The sequence below is a fragment of the Vicinamibacterales bacterium genome (assembly GCA_036496585.1).
GTDB lineage: Bacteria > Acidobacteriota > Vicinamibacteria > Vicinamibacterales > 2-12-FULL-66-21 > JAICSD01.
Window position 1 is genome coordinate 62,521 of the sequence record DASXLB010000021.1, and the last position, 20,540, is coordinate 83,060.

General features: G+C 68.4%; 15 protein-coding genes. 8 read left to right on the forward strand and 7 right to left on the reverse strand.

What is annotated here, in order from left to right; all coding sequences use genetic code 11:
* Positions 1-188 precede the first annotated feature (188 nt).
* The gene (locus VGI12_06605) at positions 189-2,285 is read left to right on the forward strand and encodes a radical SAM protein (protein ID HEY2432328.1); all 2,097 of its coding nucleotides are present in this window, start codon (positions 189-191) and stop codon (positions 2,283-2,285) included.
* A 207-nt stretch (positions 2,286-2,492) separates the two neighbouring features.
* Positions 2,493-2,849: a hypothetical protein gene (locus VGI12_06610; protein ID HEY2432329.1), complete on the forward strand. Its 357-nt coding sequence runs from the start codon at positions 2,493-2,495 to the stop codon at positions 2,847-2,849.
* Between the two features lie 163 nt (positions 2,850-3,012).
* On the opposite strand, the gene VGI12_06615 is transcribed toward VGI12_06610, so the two are convergent.
* Positions 3,013-3,870, reverse strand: a complete 858-nt coding sequence (locus VGI12_06615; GenBank protein ID HEY2432330.1) for a hypothetical protein — start codon at positions 3,868-3,870, stop codon at positions 3,013-3,015.
* A gap of 210 nt (positions 3,871-4,080) precedes the next feature.
* On the opposite strand from VGI12_06615, the gene VGI12_06620 reads away from it, so the two are divergent.
* From VGI12_06620 to bshA, 5 genes are read left to right on the forward strand one after another with little or no spacing between them, the layout of a single operon-like run.
* A complete protein-coding gene (locus VGI12_06620) occupies positions 4,081-5,802 on the forward strand; it encodes a hypothetical protein (GenBank protein ID HEY2432331.1) in 1,722 nt (573 codons plus the stop codon).
* Between the two features lie 33 nt (positions 5,803-5,835).
* A complete protein-coding gene (locus tag VGI12_06625; GenBank protein HEY2432332.1) occupies positions 5,836-6,186 on the forward strand; it encodes a PadR family transcriptional regulator in 351 nt (116 codons plus the stop codon).
* A gap of 4 nt (positions 6,187-6,190) precedes the next feature.
* Complete coding sequence (locus VGI12_06630; protein HEY2432333.1) at positions 6,191-8,812, forward strand: ABC transporter permease; 2,622 nt, start codon at positions 6,191-6,193, stop codon at positions 8,810-8,812.
* A gap of 25 nt (positions 8,813-8,837) precedes the next feature.
* On the forward strand, positions 8,838-9,569 hold the full coding sequence (gene bshB1, locus VGI12_06635) for a bacillithiol biosynthesis deacetylase BshB1 (protein ID HEY2432334.1): 732 nt from the start codon (positions 8,838-8,840) through the stop codon (positions 9,567-9,569).
* Between the two features lie 14 nt (positions 9,570-9,583).
* A complete protein-coding gene (bshA, locus tag VGI12_06640) occupies positions 9,584-10,717 on the forward strand; it encodes an N-acetyl-alpha-D-glucosaminyl L-malate synthase BshA (protein HEY2432335.1) in 1,134 nt (377 codons plus the stop codon).
* A 57-nt stretch (positions 10,718-10,774) separates the two neighbouring features.
* Here the strand turns inward: bshA and VGI12_06645 are convergent, their stop codons facing one another.
* Positions 10,775-11,659, reverse strand: coding sequence for a hypothetical protein (locus VGI12_06645; GenBank protein HEY2432336.1), 885 nt, complete (start codon positions 11,657-11,659; stop codon positions 10,775-10,777).
* Between VGI12_06645 and VGI12_06650 the strand changes: the two genes are divergently transcribed.
* The gene (locus VGI12_06650; GenBank protein HEY2432337.1) at positions 11,645-12,046 is read left to right on the forward strand and encodes a DUF4342 domain-containing protein; all 402 of its coding nucleotides are present in this window, start codon (positions 11,645-11,647) and stop codon (positions 12,044-12,046) included. The two genes, VGI12_06645 and VGI12_06650, sit on opposite strands and share 15 nt — an antisense overlap.
* A gap of 85 nt (positions 12,047-12,131) precedes the next feature.
* On the opposite strand, the gene VGI12_06655 is transcribed toward VGI12_06650, so the two are convergent.
* The 5 genes from VGI12_06655 to moaA form a co-directional block, all read right to left on the reverse strand.
* On the reverse strand, positions 12,132-15,254 hold the full coding sequence (locus VGI12_06655; protein ID HEY2432338.1) for a hypothetical protein: 3,123 nt from the start codon (positions 15,252-15,254) through the stop codon (positions 12,132-12,134).
* A 63-nt stretch (positions 15,255-15,317) separates the two neighbouring features.
* Positions 15,318-16,298, reverse strand: a complete 981-nt coding sequence (locus VGI12_06660) for a Gfo/Idh/MocA family oxidoreductase (protein HEY2432339.1) — start codon at positions 16,296-16,298, stop codon at positions 15,318-15,320.
* Between the two features lie 4 nt (positions 16,299-16,302).
* Entirely contained in the window at positions 16,303-17,451 is a 1,149-nt protein-coding gene (locus tag VGI12_06665) for a hypothetical protein (GenBank protein HEY2432340.1), read from the reverse strand.
* The gene (locus VGI12_06670; GenBank protein HEY2432341.1) at positions 17,448-19,502 is read right to left on the reverse strand and encodes an FUSC family protein; all 2,055 of its coding nucleotides are present in this window, start codon (positions 19,500-19,502) and stop codon (positions 17,448-17,450) included. The genes VGI12_06665 and VGI12_06670 overlap by 4 nt, the downstream gene beginning before the upstream one ends.
* Before the next feature lie 6 nt (positions 19,503-19,508).
* Complete coding sequence (gene moaA, locus VGI12_06675) at positions 19,509-20,537, reverse strand: GTP 3',8-cyclase MoaA (GenBank protein ID HEY2432342.1); 1,029 nt, start codon at positions 20,535-20,537, stop codon at positions 19,509-19,511.
* Positions 20,538-20,540: the final 3 nt, after the last annotated feature.

The window sequence follows — 20,540 nt, forward strand, 5'->3', positions numbered from 1 at the left end:
CGTGTATATAGCTCAACAATATTGGTAGATCCGCTTCCGCCGCGGCATTGAAAGCTGTGGCAGGTCAGTGGCAGATGAGAGTGACGGCCGCGGCCAATTGAACGACTGCTCGGGGCCGTTCGGCACCCGTTTTTGCCATTTCAGGGAAAAGCCCTGATTTTCTAAGGATTTGCGGGTATTCTTCCGCCATGCACAAGCCAATCAAGTACGTTGAGAAGGGGCTCACGGTTGCCGCCAAGGGCGCCTGGACTGTGTTTAATACCCTCAACAGCATCAAGCCGAACGGGGCGTTTACCCCGAAGTGGTCCGAGCTCCCGCTGCAGAAATCATGGCAGAAGGTGAAGCCGCCGCTCGGCTGGCCGCGCGAGACCGATTCGCTGTGCCCCAACTGCGTCCGCGAGGCGCGTCAGTCGATCGTCGACGGCAAGCAGGACTACAAGATTCTTCTGAACGAGAAGGTGGGCGAGATCAAGGCCACCATCACCGAGAAGGACGGCAAGATCGTCATGATCAAGGACTGCCCGATCCACGGGCATTTCGAAGACGTCATGGCCATGGACCCGGCGTTCTTCAAGCACCTCGAAGAGACCTTCCCGGGCAGCGACATCCGCTCGCACAACGACGAGAAGCTCCACAATCACGGCAGCTCGACGATCAAGTACGGCCGCGGCTCGGTCCTCACCATCGACCTGACCAACCGCTGCAACATGATGTGCGACCCGTGCTTCATGGACGCCAACCAGGTCGGTTTCGTCCATGAGCTCAGCTGGGACGAGATCAAGACGATGCTCGACAACGCCATCACGCTGAAGCCGAAGCGCCAGATGTCGGTCCAGTTCTCCGGCGGCGAGCCGACGATGTCGCCGTACTTCCTCGACGCGGTGCGCTACGCGAAGAAGGTCGGCTACAACTCGGTTCAGGCGGCGACCAACGGCATCGAGTTCGCCAAGAGCAAGGAATTCGCGAAGGCGGCGTTCGAGGCCGGCCTGCGTTACGCCTATCTGCAGTTCGACGGCGTCGGCAACGCCGCCAACTCGCATCGTCTCGTCGGCAACCTGTTCGACGTCAAGCTGCGCGCGATCGAGAACCTGTGGTCGGCCGGCGTCGACATCGTGCCGGTCATCACGATCGTCAACGGCATCAACAACGAGCAGGTCGGCCGCGTCGTCCAGTTCGCGCTCGACAATCCGAAGAAGATCAACTTCCTGTCGTTCCAGCCGGTGTCGTTCACGGGCCGCGACGAGGACGTGACGCCCGAGCGCCGCGCCGCGCAGCGCTATACCTTGTCCCATTTGGCGCACGACGTGAAGAACCAGACCGGCATCGGCGAGCCGATTCGTGACTGGTTCCCGATCTCGTTCATGGGCACGTTCACCGACTGGGCGGACCTGGTGCACGGACCGTCGGCGGAGTGGGGCAACCTGACGTGCGGCTGCCACCCGAACTGCGGCATCGGCATGGCGGTGATGATCGACAAGGAAACGAAGGAGGCCGTTCCGGTCACCAAGTTCCTGCACGCCGATCAGCTCGCCAAGGACCTCCAGCGCGTCAACGACGCGGCGCGCGGCCGCAAGCTGTCGGTGCTCGGCATGGCCCTGGCACTGGCGCGCAACTACGATCCGTTCCAGTCGCCGACCCACTTCAAGATGTCGGACTTGATGAAGAAGTTCGACAAGACGTTCGGCGCGACGAAGAAGTCGCACGCGGGCGCCTATGGCCGCGTCGGCGGGGACCGCACGATCGACGATCAGGAGAAGCGCCGCGGCGACCGCTGGAACTTCCTGTTCATCGCCGGCATGTGGTTCCAGGATCTGTTCAACTACGACTTCCGCCGCACGGAGCGCTGCATCATTCCGTACGCGACGCAGGAAGGGGAGATCAGCTTCTGCGCGTACAACACCGGTATCGGCTGGCGCAACATCATCGAGAAGATGCACATGACTGCCACGCTGACCAAGTGGTACGACGAGCACGGCCGGCACCAGATCTACGCGGGCGGCAAGACGGTGGAGCTGTCGTCGACCGAGCACACCCTGGTGCTCAACGCCGACGCGGTCGCCAAGGGCAAGCAGACCGACCTCGACGAGCTGGGCGTGGCCAAGAACGCGCGCGAGGAAAAGCTGCGCGCCAAGAAGCAGCAGCCCGGCGCGCATGCGCCCGAGGACGAGAAGATGGCGGAGCTCTATCGCCAGCACGTCCTCAAGGAGCAGCCGACGATCAAGATAGCCGGTCTGGGAGGCAAGAAGAAGCCGGTCCAGGACGTCGTGCACAAGAACCAGGAATAACGGGGCGCGGGTTGGAGGGCGCCGGGAGCGTCTTCCACTGCCGTCTATATAGGTCGGATCTTCGGACCCGACAATAAGGGCCGCACGGTTCACGCCGCGCGGCCTTTTTCTATGTACACCTGCGGTTGAGCCTGTTTTCCCCCAAAAGGCGCGTTAGGAAATAGCCGGCACCGACCGCTTCCCGCCGGCACAAAGGGAGAACTGGCCATGACGATTCGACGCTGCACGACGTCCGTACTGATCGGGACGCTCATATCCGCGCTCGCTCCGGCGAACAGCTGGGCAGCGGATTCGACCTCCGCCAACCCTCCAAAGGCCTTCTCGCTGCAGGTGGCGATTCACCAGGCGGCCGCCGCGGCCGTCGCCACGCCCAACCTGCGTCTGCAGGTGAAGGCCCCGGCACCGGCGAAAGCCAGCGGCGTTCGCCGGCAATCGAACGGAGGCGGCCATGCGGGGATGATCATCGGGCTCGTCACCGCGGTGGCCGGCATCGGCGCCACCCTTTACATGGTGAAGGAGATGGAGAAAGAGACCAAAAACATTCCGGTGCCGACACCGCAGTAGCACCGCCCGGCGGCGTCGTGGCGGACGGGGCCGGGCGATCGCCTGCGGCGCAGGCGCGCCCGTGCCGTCGCACTCTCGCAGGCACTGATGAACCGCCACTCGTTAGGCCACGGCGATGCCGTCCGGTTGGCGAGCCGCATCCCAGATTGAACGGGGACCAGCGCTAGGGGTGAGCGGAAATCCGTCGATACGTGGAGTAGCGGGCCCGCCCTTCCATCGCCTGGCGTCCGCCCAGATTGCCGCCGCCGCCCATGTCGCTCATGCCCCCCGCGGAGGAACTCGCCTCCACCTGTTCGAACAGTTCCGACGGCATGAACAGGTCGATCGCGGCATCCCGGGCGAACTTGACCGTGGCGTGCATGTTTGCCGCTCTCGACACGAAGCCAAGCTCGGTCTGGTGGATGACCCCCGATCCGGAATCGATCCAGACGCGGCCGATCGCCGACGCGTCGGGCATCAGACCACCTTTTCCTTTCTCGTTGAACTTGAGCACCACCACCTGCGCGCCGTCGAGGGTCTTCGTCCCCTCGATCTTGAAGGTCGAATTTTCCTGGTTCGCGGAGCGCAGGAAGTCGAGCGCGAGCAGCGGCCGGTCGAGGAGATGCAGATTCGGACTGTAGTACGCCTTCACCGCGTCGTCGGTCATCTGTCGCGCCGTGCCGATCGACGCGTCCGTCGGAGACTTGAACAGCGCCGGCAGCCGATCGTCCTTGGAGCGCACCGGCACCGTGTCGATGGCGACGACGTCGCGAAAGCTGGCGAGGCTGCCGTCGTCCTGTCCGCTGAACACGACGACGCTGTTCACCCGCTTCGGCGTGCTCATGCGCCCCGAGCTCGTCTCGTACTGCGTGAATTCCTCGTCGGCCGCCACCACGCCCAGCTTCTGCGTGTACTGGACGACCGCATCGCCCGCGACCTTCAGCACGTCGGGGAGGGCGGGCGCCTTCTGCGCCTGGGTGGTCGTCCACAGCGAGCCTAGCGCGATCAGGACCACGGACCAGCGGGCGTCAGCAGCAGACATCGACATCTCCCTTGAAAACGGCAGCCGGCCTCAACATAACCCAAATCGATTGACGGCGGCCGCCGCCGCGCCTACGGTCTGCGCATGCCTTCCGTACGGCGCGACTTCAGCCAGGACGGCGACGGCTGCCAGCGCCGAGGAGCCAATCGCGGTGCTTGCGGACACCCCAATCGAACGTCACGGACTCGCGCGTGCTAGCATGCGCCGCTGATGCGCATCCTCTTCACTGCCGCCGTGGCATCGATGCTGGCGGCCGCGGCCGCGCAGCAGGGCTCCGTCGCGATTCACGTTGACGCCGCGGCCGGCCTCGGCCCGTTGTCGCCGATGTGGGCGATGTTCGGCTACGACGAGCCGAACTACACCTATACGGAGAACGGCAAGAAGCTGCTGGGCGAGCTCGCCGCAGCGAGTCCGGTTCCCGTCTATGTACGCGCCCACAATCTGTTGACCTCGGGCGACGGCACACCGGCGCTGAAATGGGGTTCGACCAACGCGTACACCGAGGACAGCGCTGGCCGTCCCCGCTACGACTGGACCATCGTCGATCGCATCTTCGACGCTTATGTGCAGCGCAAGATGAAGCCGCTGGTCGAGATTGGCTTCATGCCCGAGGCGCTCTCGACGCACCCCGATCCGTATCGCCATCACTGGGCCGCCGGCACCAACGCGGCGCTATACACCGGCTGGAGCTATCCGCCGAGGGACTACGACCGCTGGCGGGAGATCGTGTCGGCCTGGGCGCGGCATGCGATCGATCGCTATGGTACGCGCGAGGTCGAGAGCTGGTACTGGGAAGTCTGGAACGAGCCCGACATCGGCTACTGGCACGGGACACCCGAGGAGTATCAACAGCTCTATGACTACGCCGCCGACGGCCTGAAGCGCGTGCTGCCGGCGGCACGCATCGGTGGTCCGACCGTTACCGGCCCGAACGGCGAACGCACCCAGCAGTTCCTCCGCGGTTTCCTCGAGCACTGCGCCAGGGGCACGAATTACGCCACCGGCAGGACTGGTGCACCGCTCGATTACGTCAGCTTCCACGCCAAAGGAGCGCCGCGCGTCGTCGACGGCCCCTCGACTGCGCTCGGGACTGGGCACGTGCGAATGGGGCTCGCCAATCAGCTGAAGGCGATCGACAACGGCTTCGCCATCGTCGCATCGTTCCCCGAGTTCAAGAACACCCCGATCATCATCGGCGAATCGGACCCCGAGGGCTGCGCCGCCTGTGGCGTGGCCACCAATCCCGAGAACGCGTATCGCAACGGCACGATGTACTCGAGCTACACCGTGGAGCAGCTGGCGCGGACCTACGAGCTGGCCGATCGTCACGGCGTCAACCTGCGCGGCGCGCTGACCTGGGCGTTCGAGTTCGAAGGGCAGCCGTACTTCGCGGGCTTCCGCGACCTTGCCACGAACGGTCTCGACAAGCCGGTGCTCAACGCGTTCCGCATGTTGGGCGAGATGCGCGGCCAGCGGGTTCGCGTCGAGAGCAGCGGCGCGCTGTCGCTCGACGCCGTGCGCGACGGCGGCGTTCGCGGCACGCCCGATATCGGCGCGCTGGCCAGCCGGGACGATCGTTCGGTGACGGTCCTGCTGTGGAACTACCACGACGACGACCTGCCGGCCGACGCCGCGGCGATCGATCTCGCGGTCGACGGTCTGCCGCGAACGACGGTGACGATCGCGCACGAACGCATCGACAGCGATCACAGCAACAGTTACGAGGCGTGGAAGCGCATGGGCTCTCCGCAGCCGCCGTCCGCCGCGCAACTGGCGCAGCTCGAGACGGCGGCGCAGCTCGCGGCGGTGGAGCCGATACGGCGTCTGCAGACGCGCGACGGACGTATCCAGCTCTCGTTCCCGCTCCCGCGGCAGGGGGTGTCGTTGATCCGTGTGAGCTGGGACAAGGGACGGAGCGCGCCGACACCTTGACAATCTACATATACATATGTAGATTGTCATAGTATGCCGTCGCCGTCACCGGAATCTCCCAAATCGGATCTGCTCCAGGGGACGCTCGACGTCCTCATCCTCAAGATCGTCGCCCTCCGGCCGGTTCACGGCTACGCCGTCGCGCAACGGCTCCAGCAGATCTCGCGCGACGTGCTGCAGGTACAGCAGGGATCGCTGTATCCGGCGCTCCATCGCCTCGAGAAGCGCGGCTGGGTGCGCGCCGCATGGGCGGCGTCGGAGACGGGGCGCGAAGCGCGGTTCTACACGCTGACCCGCGACGGCCGGCGCCAGCTCGAGGATCAGCGCGCCAACTGGACCAGACTCTCCACGGCGGTCACCGCCGTGCTCAACACGGTGGAGTAAGGCGATGAAGTGGGGCAAACGCCGGGACCCTCGCGTCGGAGACGAGTTGCGCTATCACCGCGATCGGCTGATCGACGACTACGTGGCGGCCGGGATGGACCGGCCGTCGGCCGAGCGCCGCGCCTTTCTCGAGTTCGGCAACGTCGCGGGGCTGGAGGAAGCTGTCCGCGACGTGCGCGGACGCTGGCTGGCCGACTGCGGCGCCGACCTGCGCTACGCCGCGCGGGTCCTGCGGCGGAGTCCTGTCTTTGCCGCGGTCGCCGTGCTCTCGCTGGCGCTTGGCATCGGCGCCAACGCCGCGATCTTCTCGGTCCTCAACGGCGTCATGCTACGGGCGCTTCCGGTGTCCGACCCTGATCGACTGGTCGTCATCGCGCGGATGAACGACGCCGGCCGGCCGCTGTTCCTGGCGTATCCGCTGTTCGAGATCCTGCGTGATCGCCTCACGTCGACCTCGGGCGTGCTTGCGGCCGGCACGTCGGAGCAAACGGCCGTCATCGACGGAGAAGACGAGCTCGTCAGCCTCGACCTGGTGTCGGGGTCCTACTTCGACGTCCTCGGCGTCCAGCCGGCGGCCGGACGTCTCCTGTCGCAGAACGACGACTCGGTGGCGCCAGCAGCTCCGGCAGCGGTGATCAGCGACAGCTTCTGGCGGCGGCGCTTCGACCGCAGGGCCGATGCGGTCGGTAAGATCGTGAGGATTCGCGACCGGGCGTTTACCATCGTCGGCGTGACACCGGCGGCGTTCCACGGAGTCCGGCCGGAGCGAATGGCCGACATGGCGCTGCCGCTGCAGGCAATGCTCACCGAGCAGCAGCGGCGATCGATGAACCTCAACAACTACATGGTGATGGCGCGTCTCAGGCATGAGGCGACGGTGGCCCAGGCGAATGCGGAGGTGCAGACGATCCATGGCGGCTTCGTGCAGCAGCAGGCCTCGATGGATCGCGAGAAGGATCGCCCGATGATTCTGCGCCAGCGCGCGGTGGTGTTCGCCGCGCCCGACGGCTTCAACGCGATGCGCTTCGAGTATCGTCGATCGCTGTTCCTCCTGATGGGCAGCGTCGGGCTGGTGCTGTTGCTCGCCTGCGTGAACCTGTCGGGTCTGCTGCTGGCGCGGGCCGCCGCGCGGCAGCGGGAAATCGCGATCCGCCTGGCGATGGGCGCAGGGCGCGGACGCCTGCTTCGGCAGTTCTTCACCGAGAGCCTCCTTCTCGCGCTGCTCGGTGGCGCCATCGGGCTGCTGCTCGCGGGGCCGCTGGCGGCGCGGCTCCTCACCCTCCTCGTGAACGGCCGCCCGCTCGCGATCTCGGTCGCCCCGGACTGGCGCGTCCTGGCGTTCACGGGCGCGGTTGCGGCGCTGGCGTGTGTGCTGGCGGGACTGGCGCCGGCGTTCCATGCGGTGCGCGCCGCCGTCACCCCGTCGCTCAAGGAAGTCCGCGCACACGGATCGAACGCCCTCGGCAAGGCGCTGGTCGTCGCGCAGTTGACGATCTCGATGATTCTGGTCGTCGGCGCCGCACTCTTCATCGGATCGCTCGTCAGGCTCCAGGCCGTCGATCGCGGCTTCGACGCGGGCGGCGTCCTCGTCGTCGCCGTGCGATCGGCGCAGCCGTATCCCGCGGCGCGCGTCCAGGCGGTGACCGACGCGCTGTTGGCCCGGCTAAAAGCGTTGCCCGGCGTCACATCTACGAGCGCGGCGGCGGTGCTGCCCATCGGCGGCGGGCTCTGGGAGCGCAACGTCCAGGTCGAAGGTCACCAGTTCCGCGATACCGAGTCGGACGCGGTGGGCTTCAACGCGGTTGCGCCCGGCTACTTTGCGACGCTCGGCACGCCGCTCGTCGCCGGGCGCACGTTCGAGCCGCACGATACCCTGGCGGCGCCGCGGGTGGCCGTCGTCAACGGCAGTTTCGCGCGCTACTTCTTTCCCGACGGCTCCGTGCTCGGCCGACACGTCACCTCGGCAGGCACCACCTACGAGATTGTCGGCGTCGTCGCCGACGCAAAATACCAGGACCTGCGGGCCGACGTGATCAAGACGCTCTATGTCGCGGCGATGCAACGCGCGGGCGATCCGCAGCCGACCGGCATCAACTATGTCATCCGCGTCGCGGCGGGCGATCCCGGGCGGCTTGTCCCGGAGTTGACGCGCGCCGTGCGGGACGCCGATCCGGCGCTCCGCGTGCGCGAGGCGCGCGCCTACACCGACATCATCGGTGAGTCGATCGGCACCGAGCGTACGATGGCGACGCTCGGCGGCGTCTTTGGGGGCCTGGCGCTCCTCGTGGCGGCGCTCGGGCTTTTCGGATTGCTGGCCTTCCAGGTCGCGCGGCGGACCAACGAGTTCGGCGTGCGTACGGCGCTCGGTGCCGGGCGCGCATCGCTCATGCGGCTGGTATTGAGAGACGTGGCCGTCATGGTCGGATGCGGCGTCGTGCTCGGCTCGGCCGGCGCATGGATGACGGCCGGCGTCACGAGCTCGCTGCTGTTCGGGCTCACGCCAGGCGATCCCGGGACCTTCGCCACCGCCGCCGCCGCGCTGACCGTGACGGCGCTGGCGGCCGCCTGGTTGCCGGCGCGCCGCGCCGCGCGCATCGATCCGCTCGTCGCCCTCCGACACGAATAGGCCGGAACCGAGTAGCATTGCCGGCATGACGCCGCCTGACGTCACGACGGTCGATCTTCTCGCCTTCGGTCCGCATCCCGACGACATCGAAATCGGGCTGGGCGGCACCATCGCCCGCCATGTCGCGCTCGGCCAGCGCGTCGGCCTCTGCGATCTGACCGCCGGTGAGATGGGCAGCAACGGGACCGTCGCGGAGCGGCTGGCGGAAGCCGACGCCGCCGGCGCCGTTCTCGGCGCGGCGTGGCGCGTCAACCTGCGCTGGCCGGATCGCGACATCGGCGGCGACGATCAGATCCGCACCGCCGTCGCGTTGATCCGGCGCGCCCGGCCGCGGACAATCGCCATTCCGTACGGCATCGATCGTCATCCCGATCACGTCGCGGCGCACCGAATCCTGAACGAGGCCGTCTTCGACAGCGGTCTGCGCCGCTACGATCCGGCGACGCCGGCGTGGAAGCCCGAGCGTCTCTGCCAGTATTTCATCAACGATTCGGTGTCGCCGTCGTTCGTCATCGACGTCAGCGAAGCCTACGACCTGAAGCGGCGTGCGCTTGCCTGCTACGTCTCACAGTTCCGGCCGGCGGATGCGACGAAGGGCGACGTGGCAACACGCCTGAATTCGCCGACGTTCCAGCAGTTGATCGAAAGCCGCGACGCACAGTTCGGCGCGCTCGCCGGCGTCGCCTTCGCGGAGGGCTTCGTCGTTCGCGATCCTCTCGTGCTGTCGCTCTTGCCGGATAGTGGGGAACGCCGCTGACGAGTGCGTCGTGCATGAACGTCGGCATCATCTGCTATGCCTCGATGGGCGGCAGCGGCATCGTCGCGATTGAGCTCGGCAAAGCGCTGGCCGACCGCGGCCATCAGGTGCACGTGATCAGCGCCGACCAGCCATTTCGGCTTGGCACGTTCCATCCGGGGCTCGTCTTTCACCAGGTCAACACGCCCAGCTATCCGCTCTTCCGGGAACCACAGTACGTCATCGGCCTGGCGAATACCGTCGTTCAGGTCGCCCGCGAGCAGGGGCTCGACATCATCCACGCGCACTATGCGGTGCCGCACGCGACGGCGGCGGTGCTGGCGCGGCAAGTGCTCGATGCGACGCACGAAACACGCGCGCCGCGCGTCGTCACGACGCTGCACGGGACGGACATCACCGTCGTCGGCGCCGATCCTTCGTACTCCGAGATCGTCGCCTTCTCGATCGACCAGTCGGACGGGGTGACGGCGGTGTCGGAGAGTCTGCGGGCGGCGACATGCCGCGACCTGGCGATCCACCATCCGATCGACGTCATTCCCAACTTTCTCGACTGCACGGCCTATCGCCGCCTCGCATCGACAGACCTGCGCCGCCGCTACGCGTCCGACGAGACGCGTATCGTCATGCATCTGTCGAACTTCCGCCCCGTGAAGCGCATCGATTCGGTCGTCGAGGTGTTCGCGCGCATCGCCGCGAAGGTTCCCGCCGTGCTGCTACTCGCGGGCGACGGCCCGGAAGTGCCGACGGCTCGTCGGCGCGCCCGGCAGCTCGGGGTCGCCGACCAGGTACGGCTGCTCGGAGCTCAGGAAAACGTCCTGCCGCTGCTCTCGATTGCCGATCTGTTCCTGTTGCCGTCGGAACAGGAAAGTTTTGGCCTGGCAGCGCTCGAAGCGATGGCGTGTGACGTGCCGGTCGTCGCGTCGAACGCCGGCGGCCTGCCCGAAGTCATCGAGGACGGCGTGAGCGGGTTCCTGCATCCGGTCGGCGATGTCGAGGCGATGTCGGCAAGCGGGATCGCGCTGCTGACCGACGCCGCGCTGCACCGGCGGGTTGGCGAGGCGGCCGTGCGGGTCGTGCGCGAACGGTTCTGTGCCGAGCGGATCGTGCCGATGTACGAAGCGCACTACCGGCGGGTGCTGGCCAGCTAGCCGGACGTTCTGATGAAATGCACAGCGCGGCAGCGGGGACCGCGCACCAGTCGAGTGTCAGCGCAGCTTGGTGAGATCGACGTCGACGCGCCGGAAGTTCGTGTACGTCACGCGTCCTTCGAACGCCTGGCGGCCTCCGTAGCTGCCCGCGGCACCGCGGCCGCTGCTGTCCGCCGCGCCGGGTCCGCTGACCTCGGACTGGATGTACATCTCGACCGGGAGCCACAGCGACGTCGCCGGGTTGGCGGCATACGTAACCGTGACCTTCTGGTTGTAGGTATCGCCGGCGAGCATCAGTTCGGTTTGCCGCACGGTTCCGTCCGTGGGATCGATCCACAGGCGCCCGTTCGCGGGGGTCTTTTCGGGAGTCTGGACCAGCGGCTGGCCTTTCTTCTCGGTAAACCGCAGCACGGCGACTTGCGTCCCCTTCAGGTTCTTGAGGCCTTCGACCTTGTAGGTCGACCGTTCCTGGTTCTCGGGGCGGAGAAAGTCGAGCGCCAGCATCGCCTGATCGAGCGCGTGCAGATTGGGATCGAGGTACTGCGCCACCGCGCTCTCCGTCATCTCGTGGGCGGAGCTCCGCGACGTGGTCGTTGGCGACTGGAACAGCGCCATGAGCCGATCGTCTTTCGGTCTGATCGGCGCGCGGTCGAGCGCGACCACGTCCCGGAAACCGTCGAGGACGCCGCCCGATCGCCCCAGCCAGACGACACTGCAGTTTACGCGGCGCGGCGTCCCCATGCGGCCCGAGCCGATGTCGATCTGCGTAAACTCTTCGTCGGCCCCGACGGCGCCAAGGCGATCGGCGTACCCGGTCAGGTAGTTGCCCACGACCGTCAGTAGATCGGTCGCGGATGGAGCTTTTTGTGCCATCGCGGCGATCGGCAGCAGAGCCACGGCGATGGGTCCGGCGGCAAAGCGGGTCGCATGGCGGATCTTCATGGCAAATCAGACGCGATTATCCACCAAACGGCCGTCGTGCTCTTATTTTGGGCACCATCCACCCGTCATTTTCGTAAATCCACAGGGGGAGCCATGACGGACAAAATCACGTGGGAATCGGTAAAGGCGGAAGGCAGCGCGATCCTCGACAGACTCAAGGATTTACTCCGCGAAGGCAACATTCGGCGCGTGCGCGTCCGCCAGGGCGATCGCACCATTGCCGAATTTCCGTTGACCGCCGGCGTCGTCGGCGCGGTGTTCGCGCCGATTCTGGCGGCCGTCGCGACCATCGTCGCCCTCGCCAGCGACTGCCAGATCGACGTTCAGCGAGAGCCCGGCGCCAGCGCCTCGACGGCCGCGCCCGTCGACAAGACGTCGGCGGCCTGATCGGGCGTCCCCGATGGCGCAGGCAGACCGCAGGCGAGAAACGCCGGACGCCAGGGTCAGTCAGCCTGCCTGATCGGCAGCCGTCCTATCGCCCGCATACCGGCGCCGCCGGCGGCGTCCACACGGGGACGTCGGTCAGGGCGCTGGTGTCGAGCGTTTTCAATGCGTCGAGTGCGACATCAATCGTCGCGCACGGCGTATCGACACCGGCGACGATGCTCGTAGTGGGCTGCGCGTCAGCGACGAGCTGGTCGTTGAGCCGCCGCCCGAGATCGCGGTGCGCCAGCCCGAAGATGCCCGCACTGCCGTCGAGCGGCGCGAGCGCCGCGTCGAGCGTCTTGAGTGCCGCCGCCGCGTCGGGCGCCGCGCCCGGCAGACGCTTCGCAATCGCAGCGCGCAGCGCCTGCACGCGGTTGACCGCGCGATAGGTTGCGGCGATGCCCGCCACCATCCGTTGCTCCAGACGGAACTGCGCGTCGAGCGCCGCCGCGGTGATCGGGATGCGCGGATCGGCGGCGAGCGTGATCGCCTGCGTCGAGCTCTTGCCGTCCACAGTCAGCTTCGCGGTGTAGCTGCCAGGCACCACCATCGGTCCGACCAGCGTCGTCCGCGGTGTCTTGCCGGGAATTGCGTGCCAGCTGAGCGTGTATTCGCGATAGTCGAGCAGGTTGCCCGAATAGCCGTAGTTGAGCGTCGGCGGATCCGGATAGCGGAGATCCCACGTCACCCGATGCATGCCCGCCGTCGTCGGCATGACGGTCGGCGGCATGAGCCAGTATTCGGGGACGTTCGCCATCGTGGTGTCGACCGGCGGCGCCACGTTCGAGTACTCGCGGACGACGCGGCCGGCCGGGTCGGTGATCGTCATCGTCACGCTCGTCGCCGGCGTGCGCAGGTAGTAGTCGAGGATCGCCCCCTCGGGCGGATTCTCGCCGACCACCATCTCGGGCGGGACGGGCGTGTCCTGTGTGTTGTCCCAGCGCGCCCGTGAGACCGGCGCGGGCGTGAAGAAGAACGCGGACGCCGTCGAGGCCAGCGCCGCCTTCGCCTGGCGCAGCGGCGTGATGTCGTCGAGGATCCAGAAGCCACGGCCGTAGGTCGAGATCACGAGATCGGTGTCGTGCACGGTGAGATCGCTGACCACCGTCGTCGGCAGATTGAGCTGCAACGACTGCCAGTGATCGCCGCGATCGAAGGAGACGTAGACGGCATTCACCGTGCCGGCGTAGAGGATCGAGGGATCGGCGGGATCCTCGCGGACCACGCGCGTGACTGCGCCTCCGGCGAGGCCGGACGCGATCTCCTGCCAGCTCGCGCCGTAGTCGCTCGTGCGGTAGAGATGCGGCGTGCTGTCGCGCGACAGCAGCGCGACGTAGGCCGTCCCGGTGTTCGCGTGGGAGGCGTCGATCACGTTGACGGCGCCGCCGGGAAGATTTTTCGGCGTCACGTTCGTCCACGTCTTGCCGCCGTCCCGCGTCACCTGCACGACACCGGTGCTGGCGCCCGTCCAGATCACAGCCGCCGAGATCGGAGACAGCGCGAGGGCCTGGATGAAGCCGCCGGCCGCCGGAAGGGCGCGCGCGCTGCCGGTCGGCGGTTCCGCCGGCGGCGTTGGCGGCGCGATCGGAACGGTGAGATCAGGACTGAGCGTGCGCCACGTCGCGCCGCGATCGGCGGACGCCATCAGCCGCTGCGACGCCATGAACAGCGTCCGCCTGTCGGCCGAGAACGCGAGCGGTGGCGCGCCGCCGAAACGATCGTCGGCGGTCGGCTGGTAGAGGACGATCACCGCGCCGGTCGTCTTGTCGTATCGGCGGAGCACGTGATACCAGCCCTGGGTGAAGAGGTAGCGCGTGTCGAGCGGATCGGCGATGAGGAAGCCGTTCTCGAAGCCGCCACCGGGATACCAGTCGTAGGGACGGATTTCGCCGAAGTCGCTGCGGCTCGCGACGCATGCGGAGCCGGAATCCTGCTGCGGTCCGCAGACGTGATACGGGAAATCGTAATCGGTGGCGACGCGATAGAACTGGCCGTTGACCAGCCCGTAGTACGGCGTCCACGATTCGCCGCCGTCGACGGAGATCGCCGGTCCTTGATCGACGCCCGCGATGAGGCGTCGCGAATTGGTCGGATCGATCCAGAGGAAGCGCGGATCGGCGCCGCTCGGCGCGCCCCAGAACGCCGACACGTGCTGGCCGCCGTCGACAGATCGGTAGACCGCCGTGCCCATCAGATACACGACGTCGGGGTGCTGCGGATCCGCGTAGATCTTGCCGCCGGCGCTGGCCAGGTCACGCGATCCGAAGACCCAGGTGTCGCCGCCGTCGTCGGATCGATAGAGCGCGCGGCTGCCGGGGCCGCGGCCACCGCCGCCGCGCCCGCCCGTCCCCGCGACGGCGTAGAGCCGTCGGCCGTGCGTGTTGGACGCGAGCGCGAATGCCGTAATGCGGGAGCCATCTGGCAGGCCGCGCCCGCCGACCGCCTGCCAGGTTGCGCCGGCGTCGGCTGACTTCCAGACGCCGGGTCCGGATCCGCCGGCGAGCAGGGCGAAGGCCATCCGCGGGTCGCCGAAATCGAGGTAGACGTCCGTCGCGCCGGTCGAGCCCTCAGGCAGCAGGGCGCGGGTCCACGTCTTCCCGCCGTCGGTCGTGCGGTAGATCCCGCGCTCGGCGGCCGTGCCCGTCGTGTCGGGCGCCGCGGCCGGTACGCCAGGGCCGCCCGGTGCGCGCGGTCCCAGCGCCGCGACGAGGACGTTGTCAGCGTTGCCGGGATCGATCGCCATGCCGCCGATGTATTGCGAGGCGGCCAGGCCGGCGCTGGTCCACGTCCGTCCGGCGTCGGTCGATTTGTAAACCCCTTTGCCCGTTGTGAACGACCAGCCCGATTGGTTGCCGGTGCCGGCATACACGACGTCGTGGTTCGACGCCGCCACCGCGACGGCGCCGACCGACGCGATGTGCACGGCGTCGAAGATCGGCTTCCACGTCGTGCCGGCGTTGGTGGTTTTCCACACGCCCCCCTCGGGAAGGCCGACGTAGTAGGTCGTCGGATCGCCCGGCACGCCGGCCGGCGCCGCGACGTAGCCTGAACGCGGCGGTCCGATGGACCGCCACTTGAGTTCGGCGAACGCCGCCGGGTTGACGGTGTCGCCAGGCGCGGCTGCGAGTGCGATCGAAAAGACGGCCGCGGCCGCAAGGATGAAGCGCATGCCGCGGATATTACCAGAGCCGTGGCGGCCGACAGACACGAAGCCGGCGAACGAACCCGACGATCAACGCCGGCTCAGAGAAGTCGGTCGCCCGAGGCAGCGATCGAGCACCCACGATGCACGGGCGGCCGATTCGCCGGTCGAGGCGCAGCGGCCGCGACCGTGGAGCTCGTCGACGATCGTCTGGATCAACGGCTGGTGCACGTGCGGCGGGTTGCGCACCGGCAGCGTTTCGGCGCCGCGCTCCGTGTCGACGATTACGTCGGCATCGGCGAAGACCGGCGTGACGATGGTGCCGCGCGTGCCGATGATCGTCATGGCGTCGGTCTTCGAGGCTGCGTTGAAGTTGAAGATCGCCGTACCGGCCACGCCGCTCGCGCAGCGGAACGCCGCCGCGGTCACGTCCTCGACCGCGCCGGCGCCTGCCGTGTTCACGGCGATGCCGTGCGGGTCGCCGACGGCGCCGATTAGGAAATCGAGCAGATCGAAGCAGTGGGAGCCAAGGTCGAAGAACAGTCCGGCGCCGGCGATCGCCGGATCGAAACGCCAGTTGTGAAGGGTGGTGCCGCTTGCGAGACGGTCGGTGACCTGTACGTGGACGGAGGTGATCGTCCCGATCGCGCCGGACGCCATCTGTTCCCGCACAGCGAGGAATCGCGGGAGGGCGCGCCGGTAGTAGGCGACCCACAGCGGCACGCCGCGCGCGGCGAACGCCTCCACCATCGCCAGGCACTCGTCGTGGCTGGTGGCCATCGGCTTCTCGACCAGGCACGGCTTGCCCGCGTCAGCCGCGAGTAGCGCCAATTCGAGGTGTGTGGACGGCGGTGTAGCGACGTAGACGGCGTCCACGTCCGGATCGGCGACCAGCGCCGCCGCCGAGTCGTAGGACCGCGGTACGCCGTGCCGTCGCGCGTAATCTGTCGCCAGGGCGCGATCGCGCCGCATCACCGCCACGAGCGTCGAGCCGTCGGCCTTCTGCAGGGCAGGACCGCTCTTCACTTCCGTGACGTCGCCGCACCCCAGGATGCCCCAGCGGATCTTCATGAGGTCAGTAGACGTCGAGCTTGAGCCGACGGCGCCGCCGGAGGTCGGCGACGTACTCGGCGGCCTGCTCGGGCGTGCGCCCGCCCGCCGTTTCGACGATCTGCTGCAGTTCCCGCTGCACGTCCGTCGCCATCCGCGCCTTGTCGCCGCAGATGAAAATCTCCGCGCCTTCTTCGAGCCAGGCGTAGAGGTCGGCCGACTGCTCGCGCATGCGGTGCTGCACGTAAATCTTATGCGGCTGATCGCGGGAGAACGCGAGGTCGAGACTTAGCCGCCCCTGCCGCTGCCACCTGGTCAGCTCCGTTTCGTAGTAGAAGCCCCAGGCGCGCGACTGTTCGCCGAAGAACAGCCAGTTGCGGCCGCCGGCGCCGGTCGCCTCCCGCTCCTGCATGAAGGCGAGGAACGGAGCGAGGCCGGTGCCTGGCCCAATCATGATGATCGGCGTCGATGGATCGGCCGGCATCCCGAAATGCTTCTGCGCGTCCTGCGTGTAGACCGGCGCCGGCGTCCCATCGGGCCAGCGCTCATTGAGGAATGTCGAGCCGACGCCGAGATGGGTGCGTCCGCGTGACGCATAGTTCACCGCGAGCACCATCAGATGCGCCTCGTCTGGATGCGCGCGCAGGCTCGACGCGATCGAGTAGAGCCGCGGCTGCAACGGACGCAGCAATCCCAGGAACTCGGTCGCGGTGAACTGCGCCTCCGGCGCGTCGTTCAGCACGTCGAGCACGTCGTGGACGTCGTCCCAGCCGCGCAGGTAGCGCTTGAGCTGTTCTTCGTGGCCTTTCTCGAGCAGCGCGTCGAACCGCGCGGCGCCGCGATCGCGGCAGGCTTCGAGCAGGCGGCGCGACACGATGTCGAGATCGACCGTGCGGGCGAGCGCCTCGCGCAAGGGCAGTGGACCCTGCGGCGCGGCGTCGACGATCTCGTCGCCGGTGAGGCCGAGCCGCTCGACGATCCGGGCGACGAGCGGCTCGTGGTAGCGCGGCCAGACGCCCAGCGAGTCGCCCGGTCGATAGGCGATGCCGGATCCGGCGAGCGAGATGACGTGGTGCTGCGTGTCCTTGGGCGAGCCGGCCGGTGTCAAACGGCGGCCGCTCAGGCGCGTGGCGGCGAACGGCCGGCGCGCGGTGTAGGTCGTCGCGATCGTCACGGTGGCCCTTCAGCATACCGTGGCCGCGCCAGAAGCGAGGCGATCGTGTTGACGCTGTCGACCATCAGATCGGTTTCGTCGTTCACCAGCGCGTCGCTCTTGCCGAGCGCCAGCTGGCTGGTGCGCAGATCCGGGAGGGGCGGTGGCGGCGTGCCGGCGTCGAGCGCGGTGGCGAGCGCGGTGAGCGCGCCGCTCATCTCTGGCGCCAGTCGCGCCATTCCGGGCACTCCCTCGGTGACGCCGCGTTCGAGGCCGGCGTGCAGCGCCAGTGCCGCCAGCGCGTGCCGGCGCAGCGCCGCGAGGATCCCGACCGCGACCCGCGGCGGCAGCCCGGCGCGCCGCGCCGGCTCGGCGATCATCCGCTCGATGACCGCCTCGGCATTCGATCGCGCGAGGCGCGCCTCGCTGCGGATCCCGCCGATCCGCTGCAGGTCGATGCGCGACGGATCGGCGAATCCGGTGAGCAGCGCGTCGACGTACTGGCTGTGCAGCCGGAGCATCGAGGCGAGCGCGGCGCGCGCGGTGGTGCCGGCCCACGTCGGGAAGAGCGCGTAGAGCAGGAGCGCCAGCGCGCCGCCGCCGAGCGTGTATTCCTCGCGCAACATCGCCGCGGTCGCCGGGCCGACCCCGCTCAGCATCAGGATGAAGACGACATAGCCGGTCAGGCAGACGGCGAAAATCGCATAGTTCATCCTGAAGAAGGCGTAGCAGCCCCACACCGAGATCAGCACCAGCGCCATCAGCGCGACGTGGCCGGGCGCCCACGCGCGCACGATGAGTCCGGCGAGGAACGCGCCGGCGACGGTGCCGGCGATGCGCGCGATGCCGCGGCTGAAGGTGTCGTAGAACTCCGGCTTGAGGACGAGCACCGCGGTCATCGGCATCCAGTAGCCGCGCGGCATGTGCCACAACCGGTAGGCGGCGGTGCCGAGCAGTACGGCGATCGCCGTGCGCAGCGCGTGGCGGCAGGCGGTCGACTGCGGCGTCAGGTTCGCCGCGAGGGTGGTCAGCGCGTCACGAACCGGCGGCCGCCGCCGGAGCGGCGGCAGCCGCTGGCCGGTCGTCCTGGAAGGGCGGTCGTCTCCCAGCACACCGGCGGTGCGCCATGCCGCGCGCACCTGGCCGAGCAGCGCTTCCACCAGAACGCGGCGCTCGAACGCCGGGGCGCACGCGTCGATGTCATCCCAGATTCCGGCCGTATCGTGCGGCTCGCGCCCCGCGTCGAGTGCCGCGGCGATCGCGTCGAGCGCGGCCGCGCAGGCGGTGAAGAACCGCGAGGTGCACCCGGGATCGCCGCCGGCGTCGCGCCGCCTCGCGACCAGCGCCGCGAGACTGCTGCGGATCCGGTCCGCCTCGTCGAACAGCGCCTGGAACACCAGCACCTCGCCGGCGTGCGCGAACGGCTGCGGATCGTCGAGCGGCGCGGCGCTGACGGCAAAGGTGTGCGGTTCGGGCGCGGCGTCGGTGCGCGGATCGGCCAGCGACACCGCGTAGGCCGACAGGCTCCGGTAGATCTCGGCGATCGTCGTGCGTTCCGCGGTGAAGCGGCGCAGCGGCCAGAGCAGCGCGACGAGCAGCGTCTGCGCGAGGCCGCCCCCGATCACGATCGCGCCGCGGATCGCGGCCTCGCGCGGGCCGGACGGGAATCCCGTCGCGATCAGCACGGCGACGATGGCCTGCAGCCCGACGAACGCCGCCGAGGCGCCGAGCGCGCCGACGAGTCCGCCGACGAACGCCGCCGCGGTCGACACCAGGATCGCCGCCGCGTCGGAACGGCCCGCCATCGATCCGGCCGCCATCGCGATCCCCATCGCCAGCGACGCCGACACCATCACGGCGGCGCGGCTGCGATAGGCGCCCTGGAACGATCCGAAGCCGACCGATACCGCGCCCACCGCGCCGAACGCGGCGACCGATGGTTGTCCGAGCGCGAGGCCGGCGAGAAGCGGAATGGCAACCCCGGCCGTGCAGCGCAGTGCCCCGGCGCCCTCGAAGAGCCGCCAGTCGACCCGCACTGTCTGGCCGACGACCTGACGAACCGTGTCTGCCACGAGTGACTAGCCGCCGCGGGTGTGCATTTCGAGATGGGCGTCGCGCTTCAACGCGGCGACCGGGATGAGCACGTCGCGCGCCGGCGAGCCAAGGCGTTCCTCGGCGCCGCGATCGGCTCGCATCCCCCAGACCGCGGCGACCAGCTGCTGCAGCTCTTCGGTGGACGCTCCCTCACGGAGCGGCCGCCGCAGATCGAGGCCGCCCTGCGCGTACAGACAAAGCAGCCAGAGGCCGTCCGCGGTGAGCCGGCTGCGATCGCAGGCGGCGCAGAATGGCTCGGTCGTCGAGGCGATGATCCCGAACGTCGTGCCATCGGCGAGGCGGAAGCGCTCGGCCGGCGCCGAGCCGCGGCCAGGCAGCGGCTCGATCGCGCCCAGCGCCGTGCGGAGGCGCGCGAGGATTTCCACGCGCGGCACGACGCTGGCGGGCGTCCAGTGCGTGGCGCCGCCGACGTCCATGTACTCGATGAACCGGATCTCGGCGCCGCGGTGTTTCGCGAACTCGAGCAGCGCCGGCAGTTCGTCGTCGTTGCGGCCGCGCATCACGACCGTATCGATCTTGAGCGCGGCGAACCCGGCCTCCCGCGCCGCATCGATCCCGGTCAGCACCGAGCCGAGCTCGTCGAAACGCGTCAACGCGCGGAAACGGTCTGGCTGCAGGGTGTCGAGGCTGACCGTCAGCCGATGCAGCCCGGCGTCCCGCAGCGCCCGCGCCTGATCGTTCAGCAGCACGCCGTTGGTCGTCAGCGCGAGATCCCGGATCGACCCGCGCGAGGCCAGCTGCCGGACGAGCGCCGGCAGATCCCGCCGGAGCAGCGGTTCGCCGCCGGTGAGACGGACGTGCTCGACGCCGAGCGCCGTGAAGGCATCGGTCAGCGCCGCGATCTCCTCGAAATCGAGGATGCTGGCCCGGGGCAGCCAGGCGTAGTCCGGCTCGGGCATGCAGTACTGGCACCGGAGATTGCACCGGTCGGTGACCGAGATGCGGAGGCTGCGCAGGGGCCGGTTGAACCTGTCGGCGATCACTTCCGTCATTAT